The organism is Ruegeria sp. BE9, from assembly GCF_056538765.1.
Genome location: NZ_JBQFTS010000011.1, coordinates 95,060 through 110,919 on the forward strand (window position 1 = coordinate 95,060; position 15,860 = coordinate 110,919).

Genomic DNA, 15,860 nt, shown 5'->3' on the forward strand with positions numbered 1-15,860 from the left:
CGCGAAGAAATCGCGGTGAATTCCCCGTGTGCTGTGCTTGATTGGCTCCTCCACCTATATACATATGGGAGATTGCAGAAGTACGTTTTTGAGACTGCAGTTGGGAGAGATCGACATGACAACCCCATACGTGACTCGGAGAGCTGTCGTTTCAACCGCGGGTGCCACGCTTCTCATTGGCGCCTCCGGCCTGACTTTGCCGGCACGTGCGCAGACGGTCGCGGCCACTCCGACGATGCGGGGAGGAGCTAACAATTACCGCCCTGGCGCCCCGATCATGGAAAGGATTGGCAATGGCGGCTTTTGGACCACCGGAACCGTGCGACGCGCGGGCGACGGTGCGCCCCTTGCCGGCCGGCGCATCCAGGTGTGGGCCCATACGACCGAAGGTCACGAACGGGACGCGCGGTCTCATGGCGCGACGCTCACCGACGCCGACGGCGTATTCCGCATTGAGATGCCACAGATTGTACCCGCCTTCGGCCAGCCGCATGCGCATCTGGCTTACGATGCAGAATACGATGATGGCGGTTTCGAGACAGTTTTTTTGCGGCCTGTGATGGAGCGGGCGTCGGACACGAGCCTGCATGTTGAGTTCGTTCTGCGTCCTGTTTGATGACCTTGTTGCGCGGCGTGGTCGCATGGGGGGCTCTGGTCTTGGCAATTGCGGTGCCCTTGATCGCCGCGGCGCAAAGCCCGCTTCTGCAATGGCGCGAGCCGCTCTATGTCATTGCCGGGTTTTCCGGGATCGTCGGATTGGCGCTTTTGCTTGTTCAGCCTCTTTTAGTCACCGGCGTGCTTCCAGGGATTCCGGCGCGGCGCATCCATATCTGGACCGGAACGGCGCTGGTTTTCGCTGTGGTTGTCCACGTGGCGGGCCTTTGGGTCACGAGCCCACCGGACGTGGTGGATGTCTTGCTGTTCCGCTCTCCGACTCCGTTTTCCGTCTGGGGTGCGGTGGCAATGTGGGTCCTCTTCGCAACCGCCATTCTTGCTGCCGTGAGAAAGCAACTGGGACTGCGAATCTGGCGCCTCGGCCATAGCGTGGCGGCGGTCGTGATCGTCACAGGCACAGTCGTACACGCCTGGCTAATCCAGGGTGCGATGGAGTACGTGACGAAAGGGGCACTCTGCCTAATCGTTGTAGGTGCAGGAGCATGGGCTCTGTGTCGCCGCCGCGTATGGCGAATGCTCCGCTAACCGCGGCGATAACAGATCGTGCGTAGCGGGCTGTTCGTCGTCCACCTTCAGGAAAGTCGGTGCAAGGAACTTTTAAGTAGCTGCGCAATTCCCTGAACCGGATGGCTCAAACGGACGTTCAGAAAAATTCTGCGTGTGACCGCTTCGAGCCCGAAGAAGTCTCTCCAAAAAAACGACAAAACACAATGGTGACGCCTGAAGGCAAAAAGCGCGCCCCGCGCAGGTAAAGGCCGCCAACGGCAACAAATCGCAAGATAGTGTCACTACTGTACACGACTGAATGCTCCACGGTGATCAAACAAGCTTAACTTACGATCGAGTCATTGCTCTATGTTTCGACGCGATGCCAAACGCGCCTGAAGCTTACGTGTCTCGAGCATGAGAAGCAGAAATCCGATTGAGCACAATAGTTCTCTAACCTCTGCCTGGCGCAGATCAGTTTCGGGCAAGATCCTGTATATCAGAGCGTTTTCGTGCAATGATGCGATGAAGAAGCCGGCAGCTAACCCAAGCGATCCAATGGGTAATCCGGTATAGTCAACTAGCCTGTGAATGAAGTCGTATCGATAGGCTAACACAGGTATCAAGATGCAATAGGTTACGACCGAAGCCCGGAAAAGGTGATCCACGGCATAACCGAAAGAGTTGTGGAAGTTGGCCTCACCCTGCACGTTTTTTGCAAGCAGTGCATCTGGCGTAGCGTAGTCAAAAACTCGCTGGCCCCAGCTCAGTTCTTCTCCGAAACATAGAAAGAAAAAGATAGCCATTAAGTAGAGAACCAGTTTCCGCATTGGAACCGTTTCACGCGTGGCGAGAAAAAAGGCGATTATCGAACAGAGCACGAACAGAAGTGCGGTAATGTATTCAACCAGCCCGTCTTCAATTAAAACCACTTCGGGCAGTAAGATGGGGTAGACCGAGCCAAGAGCAGTCAAACACAACATAAAGATAGATGCAGAAAACATAATCTTGAATGATCTGTTCAGCACTCCATCGTCAGTGAGCGGGTAGGCTGATCGTGCGTAGACTTTTGCAACAAAACGCGAATTGGACAAGTCTTCCCATTTCAGCCATGTCAACGCAGACAGTACGCTGACGGTTACAAGAAGCCCGCGCAGAAAAGCAATTTCAAACAGAGTCACGCGAGCAAGCCATCTTTGCGCTTCTATCGGAGAATTCAGCCTTTCTGGTGGCGGACCAAGGTTTGGAAAGAAGGTTTCAGACAGCGCAATACTGGCTAAAATCGCAAGGAAGCTGACAACTAAAAGAACTCTAGGTCGTTCCGTCGAAGACATGGCAAGGTCATTTAAGCTCAGGTTTTCATGTGTGCGATGTTTCATAATCGATAACGTCTTTCACCAATACGTCCAGAAAAATACTCGGACAGGAAAAAACTTCTCCGCACCAGTTTTGTGGAAGCTTTAACTCGAAGATACTTAAAATCTTATCTCCCGAGCGCGCGGCTGACAGTAGAGCATGCCCTGAATGGCACGCTTGGAAGTTGAAATTGCTCATATTTTTTTCAGTTTTTCAGTCGCCAAAACTTCTATTCTGCGTTCTGGTTTTTTGAAAATTTGTTGCGCCAACGGGAACTAAGCGACCAAAAAGAGATTATTGTTGCGATATTCAGTCTAAAATGCACGTGCTTGTCGCTAGAAATGCAAGCTCTTCTCGGTGACGACCGCTCTTAGTGTAACGCAGAAATTCAAGCGTTATCATCTAACGGCGGCATAGTCCGCATTGCGGTCATTTTTCGAAACCGAACCGCAGCATCTCGCTTACCAACGAACGACCGCTTTGGGCCGTCCTCAAGAGAGCGTTCTAGTCCTCAACGAAGATGCCGCTCTTGCCTAAAGGTCTGCCTTGAGCCCAAGCCGGACCTGTCGAATGCGCTTTAACCGACTTTCTTGGAGTACATGTGCGAATTCGTTGTTGAAAGGTCAGGTGATAATTCGAAACCCGCCTTTTCAAGCACCCGAGCACTTGCCGGGTTTTCAATGCTGACACCTCCCAACAGTCTCACCGGGCCGTTCTTTTCTGCCGCTGACACCAAGCCTTGGACGAGTTCTGTCGCGACCCCCTGACCCCAAGTTGCTTCACCGAGCAAATAGCCAATATGAAGTTCTGGCACTTGCGCGTCACTGGGGTCGGACGCCAAAATCAACAGTCCGACTAATTCGGAGCTGCGCCTCCAGTTGACAAGAAAAATGTCGCTTTCCTTGGCGCGTTCGTCCACCCAAGAAGCAATATCGTCATCTCCGCTCAGGTGCAGAGGTGACGGAAGATGCTCAAGCACACGGCGTGACAATATCGCAGACAAAGCAATCTCCAGCCCTCGGCGCGCCTCCTGGTCTTCCAATGTCGATTGCCAACTGTGAACCGAAAGCCTTTCAGTGTGGAACGGATCCATTTGTCAGGTACCAGCGTTTGAACTGAAGATGTCGTGAAGATACCGGATCACGGTGAAAAGTCGAAAGTCCGTTTCGTCCGCAAAGCGGTCGTTCGCGTTGCAGCGCATTAATTACGACTATGCGGATAGAGCTGACTACCGTCACTTATGGGTTGGCTGGCACAAATAAAATCTCAATTGCCTGAGGGCCTCTGCATTTAGAAATTTCAAGGCGGTTGCTCCAACGTTTGAGAGCTTTATGCTGGAATCATGGCCAAACGTACCCTGCTAATTCTCAATAGGAAGTCCGCAGCAAGACCCGATCTGCGTTCTGCTGTCCGCCCATTGGAAAAAGAGCTTGGTATTAGGGTGTGTATTCCTTGGTCAGGAAAAGACTTGAAGAAGACGCTTCGAGAAGCCGTGGGTGATGGGGTAACCCGGATAATCGCTGGCGGTGGTGATGGCACTTTGAACTCGGTGGCGAGTGCTGTTTTGAAGTTGAAGGTAAAGTCGCCTGTCTCGCTAGGTCTTGTTCCCCTAGGCACTGCGAACGATTTCGCCCGGTCGTTCGGTGATAAAGGTTTGGACTTGGCAACATCTGTTCGAGTTGCCGCATCAGAAGACGCGCAACCTATTGATGTCGGATACATAAACGGCAGACCATTTGTGAATGTTGCCAGCGGCGGTTTTGGAGCGATGATCACCGCAACAACACCAAAGGAAATGAAGAAACGCCTCGGCGGACTCGCGTACACACTGTTTGGGCTAGCTCGTCTATCTGATGCGAAGTCCGTTCCGGCGAAAATCGCAATCGATAGTGGAGACCCGTACGACGTTTCCATTTCCGCAATCGCGATTGCGAACAGCCGCTATGCAGGTGGCGGTTTTGACGTGGCACCTGAAGCGGAAGTGTCTGATGGGTTGCTGGATTTAAGCGTGCTCTCCACGGAGAGATTGATGCCAGAAAACCTGCCCTTTGGCAGACTGCCGGATATCTCGGATCCCACAGATGGTGTTGTACAGCGCTCCCGTCTGAGATCTATGGTTTTGGAAACCTCCCAGCCGTTTCATATGAATCTGGACGGCGAGCCGATGATTGATCAACGCTTTGAGGTTTCAATTAAACCAAATGCGTTAAACTTCGTTTTTCCGAACGGCAAATAGTTCGGATTTATCCTTAAACTCAAACTTCGCACGGTGTTTGAATTTAACGAGCCGAGCCGAAGCGTACGTTAGCCAGATTAGTCAGGCAAAAACCGCCGTCCAGTACAGCGAACGTCTTTCGGACTTAGCTGTTTGCTGCGTCAGAGTTGCTTATCTTCCCATCACCGGACATCAGTATGGCGATTGGCTGAGTAGACGGGACGTTCGAAAGCACAATCATGATGCACACGGTGATAGGAACACTCATTAACGCGCCGGCAATCCCCCAGATCGCAGTCCAAAACGTGAGCGCCAAAATGACCATGAAAGGCGACAAATTCAGGCTTTTCCCAAGTAGCATTGGCTCCAGGATATTGCCGATAGAGAATTGAACAGCGCCACAACCAATTAGAACAACAAGAAAGGGCACGACTTCTTCAAACTGTACCAGTGCGACAATGGAAGGAAGCGCGACGCCCAAGATAGAGCCGACTGTCGGGATAAAATTCAACAAGAATGCAAGAACGGCCCAGGTTTCAGAGAAGTCTAGGCCGACGGATGCCATCACGGCATAACTGCCCAAGCCAGTCAGTGCACTCACCAGCGTTTTGATGCCAACATATCTTTGAATGCTGTCGGATGTGCTCTCAAGCACGCGGCGAACTTTTTCAGCGGCTTCCCTGTCTTTGATTGCGAGCTTGACTTTGGCGCGCATTGGAACGCGTTCAACCAACATGAAGGGCACATAGAGCAGCACTAGGAAAAAAGCGCTTAGGAATGCCCCAGCAGACCCGATCACTCCTTTCGCGAACCCAGCCAGGTTGATTTGTTCCAAGGCCTTTACCGCAGCTGCATAGTTGTCTTGCCCAACTAGTGACACCAGCTTCGCTACTATGCTAGAAAACCGTTCCTCGTAGCGCGGAAACGCTTCCGAAACCTCTCCGGCTTGACTCGATAATATCGACAAAACAAGCGAGAGGCCGATTAACACAATTGAAACTGCGGCCAAATGTGCAAGCCACTTCGGAACGGTACTTCCAAAAATCTTCAATCTGCCAATGCGATCCGCAGTCGCTGTGAGGAGAACGAACAAGAGGGCCGCAAAAAACAGGGGAACCAGTACAGACGAAGCGAGGACTAACGACGCTATTGTCAAGAAAACAAGGACGACCAACTGATACCAGAACGTGAGCCCCCAGAAACCTGGAGCGGGACCTTTATCATTTGAACCCTGAATCATTCACAAGCTCCATAAAAGGTTGGGTGTCGTCCTGCGGACTTCCTTTTCAAAAATCTATTAGGTCGCCTTGAACGTAACTTGGCAAGTAGTTCAGTTACTACCTCTCGATAGCGAATAGTGGAGATTTTCAGGTAAAAACTATCATGTTTTTGCCGTGAACCTGCTGTCGATCTGAAACCTGCATCTCACAGGCTAAAAACGATAGTTTGGTTCTTCAGCCACCTACTGAGATCGGATATCTGATAGCCCGCTTTGGGCTCTTCGTCGTTATTCGCCGAACTCAGTAAGAACGCCCATTTACCGGACTTTGCAGCCATCCGCATTTTTACTCCAAAGGACCGCAGTTAGCCCAAAGCGAACATCTAAAACTGGGCTTTGCAATTTTTCTGAGATGCGCGGTAAAGCCGCCTGTTTTCTTCCGCGTATTGCTGTTGCAGCAACTACTCGCAGTTTAGGTAACTCTGCAAGACGCGCAAATACATGGCTCCGTAGTGCGAGCCCACTCTGTTTGGAGGAGTTTGTTTTCGGTTAATTTGAAGCTCTATGTAACTCTTGTGGAAAGGGCTTCAGTCGCAGTACTTTCGTACTTCAGTATCCCTAAGCCCGGTTGCCACAAGCATGCATCTGTTTCGCGCCTCGTAATAATACCCACGGGCATACCACATGACAGCTTCGGGCTCATTTCCATCCGAAACCATCCAGGCGCCACGCAGGTATTTCACGGCGTACGTCAGATTGGTCTGAGCGTCCAAAAGGTCGGAGGGCTGTCCGCGAAATCCCATCTGGCGCGCTGTGGCAGGCAGAATCTGCATCAGCCCGTAATAGGGACCATTTCGAGCATTGGGACGATAGTCGCTTTCTCGCTGGATCACACGGTGTACAAGGCTCCGCGGTACACCGTTTGCGTCCGCAGTTTCGTTGATAATCACGCGCAGCTCAGGGGTCTCACCCGGATAAAGTCGGGCTATTGGCTCTGCGGATTCATTGACGCAAGCGTTAAGAAATAGCGCAGCAAGAATGACTGTGTATCGCATCAAAATTCTCATCTCATTAATGACAAGATTCATCAGCACTCAACTGTGATTGATATTCAATATCCCAGGGTATTTTTGAGCGGCTTTTGGCCAGAATTGATTTGGCACCTAATACCGACGATGCACTCTCTTTTCAGTTACAACGTGCCTCTTTTTCTGACGCTCACGCAAAAAGACAAACAGTCCCGCCCCCAAGATAAGTGAAATCCCGACTGCGACAGGCAGGTTTGGGAGCTCGCCCCAAATGACCCATCCCCAGAAAATGGCCATGGGAAGACCGACATATTCAAACGGTGCCACTGTAGCTGCGTCTGCCATGCGGTAAGCCTGGCCAAGGCAATACCCGACAATTGCAGAATTGAATCCGAGGCCAATAAACAACCATCGGTCAGTCCCTTCGGGCCAAACCCAGGCACGCAGTAAGAAGATCAAGCTTTCGTTCTCGAGCTCGCTGGCAAAACGCCCATCCCCGGCTACTGACCAGAACAATAGACTGACAACGATAAAGCACGCTTGTATGTACACGGCCATTGCTGAGGCTTTGGACTTTGCGCCGAGAAAACGGGTCATCACGTTGTTGAGGGCATAGGTGAAAGCAGCAAGTACCGGTAAGGCATACATCAACAGGCCAACTTCACGCTCGCCGCCGGCCTCCCATGGGCGGGTCATGATCACCACGCCCAAAAATCCCACAAGCACAGCACCAATCCGCATCGGCCCAACTTTTTCGCCAAGCAATGGGATACTCAGCAAGGTGATCATCAAAGGAGCTACGAAGAAAACAGCCGTGGCTTCCGCCAGGGGCATTACCGCCAGGGCTGTAAAGAAAGTCAGATTGGCAACGACAATCAGCAGGCCGCGCAGAAGGTGAAGTCCCGGCTGATCGGTTTTCAGGATGCGCCAACCGCCCTCCATCTGGACCAGGGCAAAACTGAACCCGATCCCGATCAACGATCTTGTAAACACCATCTGGTGCAAGGGGTAACCGCCAGACAGGAATTTGATCAGCATATCATTGACAGAAATCGCCAAAATTCCGATCAGTACGAACGCAATACCAGCTGTCGGGTTTTGTAGTTTTTGTGCCGTTGTCATGGAGTGCCCCTTCGTTAGGCCACTACCATGGGCCACAGAAATGGTCACGTCGCTTTGCGATACGGATTTTGCTCAAATATCCGCGACGCGTATCTCTGACAGGTTGCAGCCCGAAGCGGACGTCAAACTGGTGTCTCTTTGCCAGTAGTTTTAAGACAAAATAGGTATCTGAATTCTGCCTCAGTGTTTTGGCAAGTATCGATCCAACAGAGCATCGACCAACCCTTCCTGAAGTTGGTAGCCCGCGGCTTCGTCCACGCGCAAAATGTCTTCAAGAATAATAAGTTGCTCCATACCCGTCGTCATGGACAACCGTTTTGCCAAGTCGTCAATTTCCTTCGGCTCCATCATTGAATGAACTGGTGCAAGTGCTTCCGAAAACGCCGCCACTCTTCTGGCGCCACGCATTTTGACAGTTCCATTTTCTAGTGATGCCTTTAGCGATTCAGCCAGAAACTGTCGGAAGTGCGCCTCATGAACCCGCGAAAAATCCAGGTAGTAGCGCGCGACGACATGTACACGGATCCTAACGTCACCCAGTCCCTCAAGAAGTTCTGACGTCGGAGTGACATCAAGATCGAGCGTCGCATCCAAAGCCAAGACACTTGGGTCAGAAAAGTAACGATAGACCGTCGCACGGCTAGTTTTGGCGCGTTCAGCGACTTTTGCCAGCGTGACTTCCTTGCCTTCCGACATCAGGTCACGTGCTGCCGAAAGTAGTGCTTCTCGCGTTCGGTTGATTTGATTTGTTCGAGGTGCCAAGCTCAAGCCTTTTGTGATACACTTGTCTCATAAGTGGATATATGTATCATAAGAGTAGTATGTTTCAAGTAAAGGGAGTCGCATTAATGACTGAACCTCGCCCGCGAGTTTATCATCTTCTTGGGAACCTTTTGACCTTTCACGCCTTTCCCAGTGAGACAGGAGATCGTTGCACAATCGTTGAGATAAAGACGGCGCCGGGTGCCGGTGCACCGCCCAATCATCATGCTGGCGAAGATGAGAGCTTTTATGTGCTCGATGGTGAATTCGAGTTCTTTTTGAATGGTGAGACAGTCAACGTCAAATGTGGTGACTTCGTCAAAGTTCCGGACGGCGCAGTGCACGCCTTCACATGCACTGGAGACCGGCCTGGGCGGTTACTTTGCATAAACGCCCCCGGCGCGATGCATGACACTTTCTTTACTGAAGCCGGTGAAGCAATGCCTGACGGCACGACCGATATTCCGGCGCCAGATGGACCACCAGACATTCCGGCGATCATGGCCGTGGCTGGTCGAGTGGGAATGACGATCCTGGCGCCTGCGGACGTTCCCAGCTAACGAACGCGCGTTCATAACTCCGGGTTGGGAAGCGGAGGCTTTGGAGCAAAGCTTCTGCCGTACACCCTACCTTGTAATACTAGCTCAATCCGAAGCCGACATTCACGACGAGACCTCGCGATTTTGGATAGCGGACATTCGCGGCGCTTTCCAAAAATGTCTTCTATGTGAACCAGAGCAATCGTTTAAGCGTAGGCGTGATAGCGGCTTAGATTGTCTGCTATCAGTGCTTGGTTAAGTTCGTTTTGGCGTGAGAACGCTCAACTCAGCATTCTTTCCGAAACGTCCTCAAGAAGGGTATGAAGATCGAACTCTTCGCCTTTCTCCGCAAGCCCTTTGTCATGCAGAATGAAGGACAGCCCGTGCACGAAACTCCACAACAAAAAACCACGGCGGCGAACCTCGTCTGTGATTCCCGGTTCACCGAGACACTTTGCTACCTCAGTCAAAAGAATCCCAAAACTTTGCTGGCCGCCTTCTTCCAGTCGGGGATCCGCGATGCGGTCTGTGAAGCCGCCAAATTTCAGTCTGAAGATCCCGGGCTCATTTAAGGCGAAGGCAATATACTCCATTCCTATGGCAGTAATGCGCTCGGGAGATCCTTCAGGAACGCCTTCCAGTGCGGCAAGCATTTTGTCTCGGTGCCGATCCATTCCTTCATGGACAGTGGCGACCAACATTTCTGTCTTGTCTTTGAAGTGCTTGTAAGGTGCCGCGGTTGATACGCCCGCGCGTCTGCACGCCTCGGATACAGAAAAGCTGTCCGGACCTTTTTCTTCAACCAACTGTCGGGTTGCTTCGATCAGTGCAGCGCGGAGATCGCCGTGATGATAGGCTTTCTTGCTGACGGAAAGACCAGCCGTTTGTCTGCTTGTCGGATGATTTTTTTCGGTGCTGCTCATGATCCAACATGTGCCAGATCACGTATCTCTTGTCAAAGTGAGAACTTCTAACATATGTTAGAGATGCTAACTTGATGAGGTCCCCAAATGCCGAATCCTGCAAATTCATCTACTGAAGCGACCAAACCGAGCCTATTTGCACGTGTGTTACGCGGCACTGTGCGTCTGGGAGTGACCGTCAGCTTTATAGCCGTTGCAGCGGCCGCTGTTCACTTCGGCGCAACCGAGCTCACGCGTCGAGCGGAGGCAGTACCCGCACCGGATGCCGCCGCTGTGACCCCGGTATCCGTGACACCGATCACGTCCGAGAGCGCCTACACAGTCGACCGTGTTTTCATCGGGCAGGTCGAACCTCGGCGTTCGGCAGATATCTCTTTCGAACTGAACGGGACGCTGAATCAAATTCTAGTGGATGAGGGTGACGAGGTTGCCAAGGGTCAACTTCTTGCGACACTGGACATCGCACTGCTGGAGGTCGAACGCGACCGTCTGACAGCATCACGTGATGCCATTGCAGCCCAGCTTGCATTTGCAAGAAAGACGGTTGAGCGAAACGCGAAACTCATTGAAGAAGGCTTTACCAGTCAAGCCCGTTTGGACGAGGCCGTTTCTCAGCAGGATGAATTGCTATCCAGGATTGGCGAGTTAGATGCTGCCTTGCGTGATGTGACCGTTCGGATCGAGAAATCCAGTATCGAGGCTCCGTTTGCCGGTCAAATAACCGCGCGACACGTGGATGGCGGTGAAACTCTGCGCTCGGGCGAGTTGGTTTTGGGTATGGTCGAGGTCGTGTCGCCGCAGGTTCGGATCGGTATCCCTCTCGATGTTGATCCGGCGCTGCTGACTGACGTTGAAATCGAAATTGCAGGTCAAAGCTATCAGGCTGAGCTTGCAACTTTGCGGCCCGATATTGACCCGGTGACCCGAACCCGAACAGCGCTGTTCGATCTAAAGAACGCGCCGGGCGTTGCTTTCGGACAAACCGCACGTGTGCATGTACTCGATCCTGTCCAAAGTGCGGGAACCTGGGTGCCCACAACATCGCTGAAGGAAGGAACGCGCGGGCAATGGACACTGCTCATTGCCGACGCGCAAAAGACTGTGCGCCTGGCGACTGTCGAAGTTCTGCATGCCGAAGACGACCGCGTCTTTGTGCGTGGCGCGTTTCCGGAAGGCACCGTCTTGATTGACCAGGGGCCACAGCGAGTCAGCGTTGGTCAGCGCGTCGCCTTCAACAGCGGCGAGTAACGGAGCGATCTGATGGAATCCCTTACCTTTCGCCATCCCCGGCTGGTTGCCCTGATCATTTTGGTACTTGTATCTGCAGGGCTGTCTTCGTTCCTATCGCTTGGACGGCAGGAAGATCCTACGATCACCAACCTCTTCGCAACTGTAACGACACAGTTCCCGGGCGCAGACCCAGAACGGGTTGAAGCGCTGGTTACTACAGAAATCGAAGAAGAGCTGCGAAAGATCGCCGAGGTGGATGAGGTCAGTTCCGTCTCCCGCTCGGGCGTGTCTGTCGTTTCGGTAGAATTGCTGGAGACGCTAGACGAAGCCACCATTGAGCAGGTTTGGGCAGAGGCTCGGGACGCCGTCGAAGATGCGCGCCAGAACTTCCCGGCAGGAGTATTGCCGCCAGAGTTTGATGCCGAGGGTATTGCTGCCTATTCCGCTGTCATTGCAGTTGCGGCCGAGGACCCCGACTTTCCGCTAACTTTGCTGTCTCGTCATGCCGAAGCATTGGGTGACAGATTGCGCGCGATACCTGGGACACGAGCTGTGGACTATTTCGGTCAACCGGAAGAAGAGGTGCTCGTAAGTGTCGATATGGACAAGGCCGCTGCGCTTGGGCTTGGCGCTGCCGAGATTTCCCAACGGATCGCCGAAGCAGATGGCAAGGTTCAGTCTGGGCGGCTGCAATCCGATGTCGACCTGACCATAGGCGTCAGCGGAGAAATTGAGACTTTGGATCGCATTCGAGGAATCGTCCTGCGTGAAAACGCAGACGGTGCTGTCGTGCAACTCAGAGATATTGCCAGCGTAGACCGGGGCGCACGTAAACCGCAGTCCTCAATCGCATTTGCCAACGGAAAGCCCTCCGTTTTGGTCGGGATTCTGGCGCAGGACGGCGTGCAGATTGACCGCTGGACAGGCTTTCTACGGGATGAGCTTGAAGCTGGCGCCGCATCGGTACCTTTGGGAATACAGGAAATACTGCTGTTTGATCAAAGCCAGTACACAACGGATCGTTTGTCAGAGGTCGGGATCAACATGGCCATTGGCGTGGCTCTGGTCGTGGCAGTTTTGTTTGTCACGTTGGGGGTTCGGGCGGCCGCGATCGTGGCTTTGGTTTTGCCTGTTGTTTCATTGGCAACTCTGGCAACGATGAACATGATTGGATTGCCAATTCATCAGATGTCCGTAACGGGCCTGATTGTTGCCCTCGGTTTGCTCGTTGACGCCGCCATCGTCATGACCGATGAAATTCGACGTCGTCTGCAGGATGGCATGGAGCGACTTGCAGCCGTGCGAGACGCTGTTCGCAGGTTGGCCGCACCATTGCTGGCATCGACTGTCACAACGGCGCTTGCCTTCACACCGATGATCTTGCTGCCGGGACCCGCCGGTGACTTTGTCGGCGCCATCGCTATCGCCGTGGTTCTTATGCTTGTCTGGTCTCTGGTTGTGGCCTTGACGGTTACTCCGGCGATTGCTGGATGGTTACTGTCCAATCGCCCAGACGCAGGAATGCTGAGCCGCGGTATCAGCATCCCGCCGCTCGCCCGAATGTTCGAGGCCTCAATTCGATTGTCAGTCGCCAATCCGGTGCGATCCATCGCCATGGCATTGGTCTTGCCTTTGCTTGGCTTTGCGGCCTTTCCAACGCTGACCGCGCAATTCTTCCCGGGCGTCGACCGCAACCAATTCTATATCGAAGTCGACATGCCTGGTGGAACGTCGATTTCCACCACCGAAGCAACCGCCCGCCAGATCGATGAAATGCTGCTGGCTGACGACGGCGTCAAAAGTGTCTACTGGACCGTCGGAGAGTCCGGCCCGGCATTCTACTACAACATCGTTGGAAACCGCTCACGCGAGCCTGGGTTTGCACAAGCTATGATCACGACTGACACGGCAGACGACGCCGCCCGCCTTGTTAGAACGTTGCAGAGTCGTCTGGATACCGACTTTCCTAACGCGCAGATCATCGTTCGCAGTCTTGTTCAGGGCCCTCCGGTTGACGCACCAGTTGAGGTCAAAATTCAGGGGCAGGACATCACGGTTTTGCGTAATCTGGGCGACGAGGTGCGTTCAGTTATGGCCAATCTCGATCTGGTGACACAAGCGCGCGCCAGCGTGAACGGCGGCAACCCCCAGATCCGGTTCGAGATTGATGAGGTCAAAGCCCGTCTGCTGGGCCTGGACGTGGCGGATATAGCAGGTCAGCTGGACACGGCGCTTGTTGGTATCACCGGTGGATCGCTTATAGAAGGGACTGAACAGTTGCCAGTGCGTGTTCGCTTCGGTGACGAGGTGCGATCAGACCTAAGCGCTATTGTAAGTATGCCCATCCTGCTGCCCAATGCTGCCGCCATATCCGCCACTGGTGTTTTCCCTGCTGTGCCGTTGTCGGAACTAGCCAGACCGGTAATCGAACCTGCGGAAAGCGTAATAACCCGAACGGATGGCGTGCGCGAAAACACTATCCAAGCGTTTATCGTACCCGGCGTTTTACCCGAAGAGGCGTTACAGGACGTATTAGAAGCGCTAGATGCGTCCGGGTTTGTGCTGCCGCAAGGCTATTCGATGTCCCTGGGTGGCGACAGTGATGCGCGATCCAATACCGTGGGAAACTTGCTCGCCTCTGTCGGGTTGATCGTCACACTCTCCATCGCGACCATCGTGCTAACCTTTAACTCGTTCCGGCTGACCCTAGTGACCTTGGTCGTTTGCGTTTTGTCTGCGGGGCTTTCAATGCTGTCGCTGGCCGTTATGCAATTCCCGTTCGGAATAACGGCAATCATCGGGGTCATCGGCTCAATCGGAGTTTCGATCAACGCGGCGATCATAATTCTAACCGGGTTGCAACAAGACGTTGACGCGAGCCAAGGCGACCGAGCAGCCATGGCGCGTGTTGTGACTGGTTCAAGTCGGCATATCATCTCGACAACGGTCACAACCTTTGGCGGCTTCCTACCCCTGATCATAGGTGGAGGAGCATTTTGGCCACCATTCGCCGTTGCAATCGCCGGGGGCGTGCTGTTGTCGACTGTCGTTTCGTTTTATTTCACTCCGCCGATGTTCGCTTTGGTGTATCGTGGAAAGCTCGACCAACCGCTCGAGGCAAACAACCAACAGTCCCAGCCTCAAGAAGCAATTGTCACGCTTGTGGCAGAATGAGTATTGAGATTACTTCACCTTGCGACTTGGTATGTTTCAAAGCCGTAGTTGTTCGACGCAAGGTTCAATTTCTGCTATGGGCCGCACGCCGGACTTTGCAAAGTCTGGTTTCTGCGCATTGCTGTCATCGGGTCATCGTGCAGCATTGGTCAATTTGGGCTCGAAGCAGTCGTTGTTTGAAATCAACTCAATGTCTGCTCTGCGGGTAAAATAGACATTGGCTGCGCGTTCCCGAAAGGCTGCTTTGAAGCGCTATCCGGCAGCGCACAACGGGATCGAAGTGCTGAGCTCGCGTGCGATTTCGTCGATAAGTGCCTTTACGGGTTCAGTTCTTCTTTTGGGATGGATACGAGCGACAAAGGTTATGTCAGGTGGAGGTGGAAATACACCCTCGATGACCTGGATACCATCAGACAGGTGCATCCCATTCAATAGCGCCACCCCAAGCCCAGATTGGACGGCGGATTTTATTCCGGCGGCGCTGGGGCATTCCAACACCTGTTCAAAGTGATGCCCCTGCGCTTGGCCGTCAGCACAGCCCCATTGCCTGTAAAAGCAGTCTTTGTCGAACGATAGAAATGGAACTGACCCCAAGGGGTTCAGGGGCAGGTCAGGAGATTTCACCCAATGCAGACTGTCTTCAAAAAGAACGAGGTCACCCTTCGCGACATCGGAGTTGAAAACCTGCATTACTGCAACGTCCAGTTCACCTGCCTCGAGCCAGGCCTGAACATTCAGACTTTGGCTGGTTCGAGTTCGCACGTTGACCTCAGGAAAAAGTCTTGTGAATCGCCCTAGAATCCGGGCGATGTCGCTGGTGGCTGTATCCTCGGTCACGCCTAGTCGGATGGTCCCGGCTAGAGGTTTCTTACCCAAATCAGAAAGGGCTTCGTCGTGCAGGTCAACCATGCGGCGCGCATAGTCACAAAGCCGCTTACCCGCCTCGGTGAACAATGGCCCACCCGCTCGACGCGCGAGCAGGTCGCAATCCAACGCTTGTTCCAGGCGTCTCATCTTGTGACTGACGGCGGATTGCGACAACGCCAGATGTTCTGCTGCCCGCGTAACACCGCCGTAGTGAGCGATGGCGAGCAGGGCTCGTAGTGCATCTATTTCAAGTCTCTTAGACAT

At 53.2% G+C, this 15,860-nt stretch carries 14 protein-coding genes; 6 read left to right on the forward strand and 8 right to left on the reverse strand.

The window, feature by feature from the left end; all coding sequences use genetic code 11:
* The first annotated feature begins 115 nt into the window (after positions 1–115).
* Together ACR0EO_RS21105 and ACR0EO_RS21110 are read left to right on the forward strand one after the other, a co-directional pair.
* A complete protein-coding gene (locus ACR0EO_RS21105; protein WP_480692887.1) occupies positions 116–616 on the forward strand; it encodes a twin-arginine translocation pathway signal in 501 nt (166 codons plus the stop codon).
* The gene (locus tag ACR0EO_RS21110; RefSeq protein ID WP_480692888.1) at positions 616–1,200 is read left to right on the forward strand and encodes a ferric reductase-like transmembrane domain-containing protein; all 585 of its coding nucleotides are present in this window, start codon (positions 616–618) and stop codon (positions 1,198–1,200) included. The genes ACR0EO_RS21105 and ACR0EO_RS21110 overlap by 1 nt, the downstream gene beginning before the upstream one ends.
* Positions 1,201–1,520: 320 nt before the next feature.
* Here the strand turns inward: ACR0EO_RS21110 and ACR0EO_RS21115 are convergent, their stop codons facing one another.
* Both ACR0EO_RS21115 and ACR0EO_RS21120 read right to left on the reverse strand, forming a co-directional pair.
* Positions 1,521–2,540 (reverse strand): hypothetical protein, encoded by a 1,020-nt coding sequence (locus tag ACR0EO_RS21115; protein ID WP_480692889.1) that lies wholly within the window; start codon positions 2,538–2,540, stop codon positions 1,521–1,523.
* A gap of 554 nt (positions 2,541–3,094) precedes the next feature.
* Positions 3,095–3,610: a GNAT family N-acetyltransferase gene (locus ACR0EO_RS21120; protein WP_480692890.1), complete on the reverse strand. Its 516-nt coding sequence runs from the start codon at positions 3,608–3,610 to the stop codon at positions 3,095–3,097.
* A gap of 249 nt (positions 3,611–3,859) precedes the next feature.
* Here ACR0EO_RS21120 and ACR0EO_RS21125 point away from each other — a divergent pair, with 249 nt between their 5' ends.
* Positions 3,860–4,753: a YegS/Rv2252/BmrU family lipid kinase gene (locus ACR0EO_RS21125; RefSeq protein ID WP_480692891.1), complete on the forward strand. Its 894-nt coding sequence runs from the start codon at positions 3,860–3,862 to the stop codon at positions 4,751–4,753.
* A 124-nt stretch (positions 4,754–4,877) separates the two neighbouring features.
* On the opposite strand, the gene ACR0EO_RS21130 is transcribed toward ACR0EO_RS21125, so the two are convergent.
* The 4 genes from ACR0EO_RS21130 to ACR0EO_RS21145 all read right to left on the reverse strand — a co-directional run bounded on the left by ACR0EO_RS21130 (position 4,878) and on the right by ACR0EO_RS21145 (position 8,869).
* Positions 4,878–5,972, reverse strand: coding sequence for an AI-2E family transporter (locus ACR0EO_RS21130; RefSeq protein WP_480692892.1), 1,095 nt, complete (start codon positions 5,970–5,972; stop codon positions 4,878–4,880).
* A 566-nt stretch (positions 5,973–6,538) separates the two neighbouring features.
* Positions 6,539–7,006 carry a transglycosylase SLT domain-containing protein gene (locus ACR0EO_RS21135; RefSeq protein ID WP_480692893.1) on the reverse strand — a complete coding sequence of 156 codons (468 nt, stop codon included), beginning with the start codon at positions 7,004–7,006 and terminating at the stop codon, positions 6,539–6,541.
* A 108-nt stretch (positions 7,007–7,114) separates the two neighbouring features.
* A complete protein-coding gene (locus ACR0EO_RS21140) occupies positions 7,115–8,101 on the reverse strand; it encodes a DMT family transporter (protein WP_480692894.1) in 987 nt (328 codons plus the stop codon).
* A 180-nt stretch (positions 8,102–8,281) separates the two neighbouring features.
* A complete protein-coding gene (locus ACR0EO_RS21145) occupies positions 8,282–8,869 on the reverse strand; it encodes a TetR/AcrR family transcriptional regulator (RefSeq protein WP_480692895.1) in 588 nt (195 codons plus the stop codon).
* 80 nt (positions 8,870–8,949) lie between these two features.
* On the opposite strand from ACR0EO_RS21145, the gene ACR0EO_RS21150 reads away from it, so the two are divergent.
* On the forward strand, positions 8,950–9,423 hold the full coding sequence (locus ACR0EO_RS21150; RefSeq protein ID WP_480692896.1) for a cupin domain-containing protein: 474 nt from the start codon (positions 8,950–8,952) through the stop codon (positions 9,421–9,423).
* Between the two features lie 260 nt (positions 9,424–9,683).
* Here ACR0EO_RS21150 and ACR0EO_RS21155 read toward each other — a convergent pair whose 3' ends face one another.
* Positions 9,684–10,325 (reverse strand): TetR/AcrR family transcriptional regulator, encoded by a 642-nt coding sequence (locus ACR0EO_RS21155; protein ID WP_480692897.1) that lies wholly within the window; start codon positions 10,323–10,325, stop codon positions 9,684–9,686.
* 87 nt (positions 10,326–10,412) lie between these two features.
* Here ACR0EO_RS21155 and ACR0EO_RS21160 point away from each other — a divergent pair, with 87 nt between their 5' ends.
* On the forward strand, positions 10,413–11,573 hold the full coding sequence (locus ACR0EO_RS21160; RefSeq protein ID WP_480692898.1) for an efflux RND transporter periplasmic adaptor subunit: 1,161 nt from the start codon (positions 10,413–10,415) through the stop codon (positions 11,571–11,573).
* Between the two features lie 12 nt (positions 11,574–11,585).
* Positions 11,586–14,729, forward strand: a complete 3,144-nt coding sequence (locus tag ACR0EO_RS21165; protein ID WP_480692899.1) for an efflux RND transporter permease subunit — start codon at positions 11,586–11,588, stop codon at positions 14,727–14,729.
* 252 nt (positions 14,730–14,981) lie between these two features.
* On the opposite strand, the gene ACR0EO_RS21170 is transcribed toward ACR0EO_RS21165, so the two are convergent.
* Positions 14,982–15,860, reverse strand: coding sequence for a LysR family transcriptional regulator (locus tag ACR0EO_RS21170; protein WP_480692900.1), 879 nt, complete (start codon positions 15,858–15,860; stop codon positions 14,982–14,984).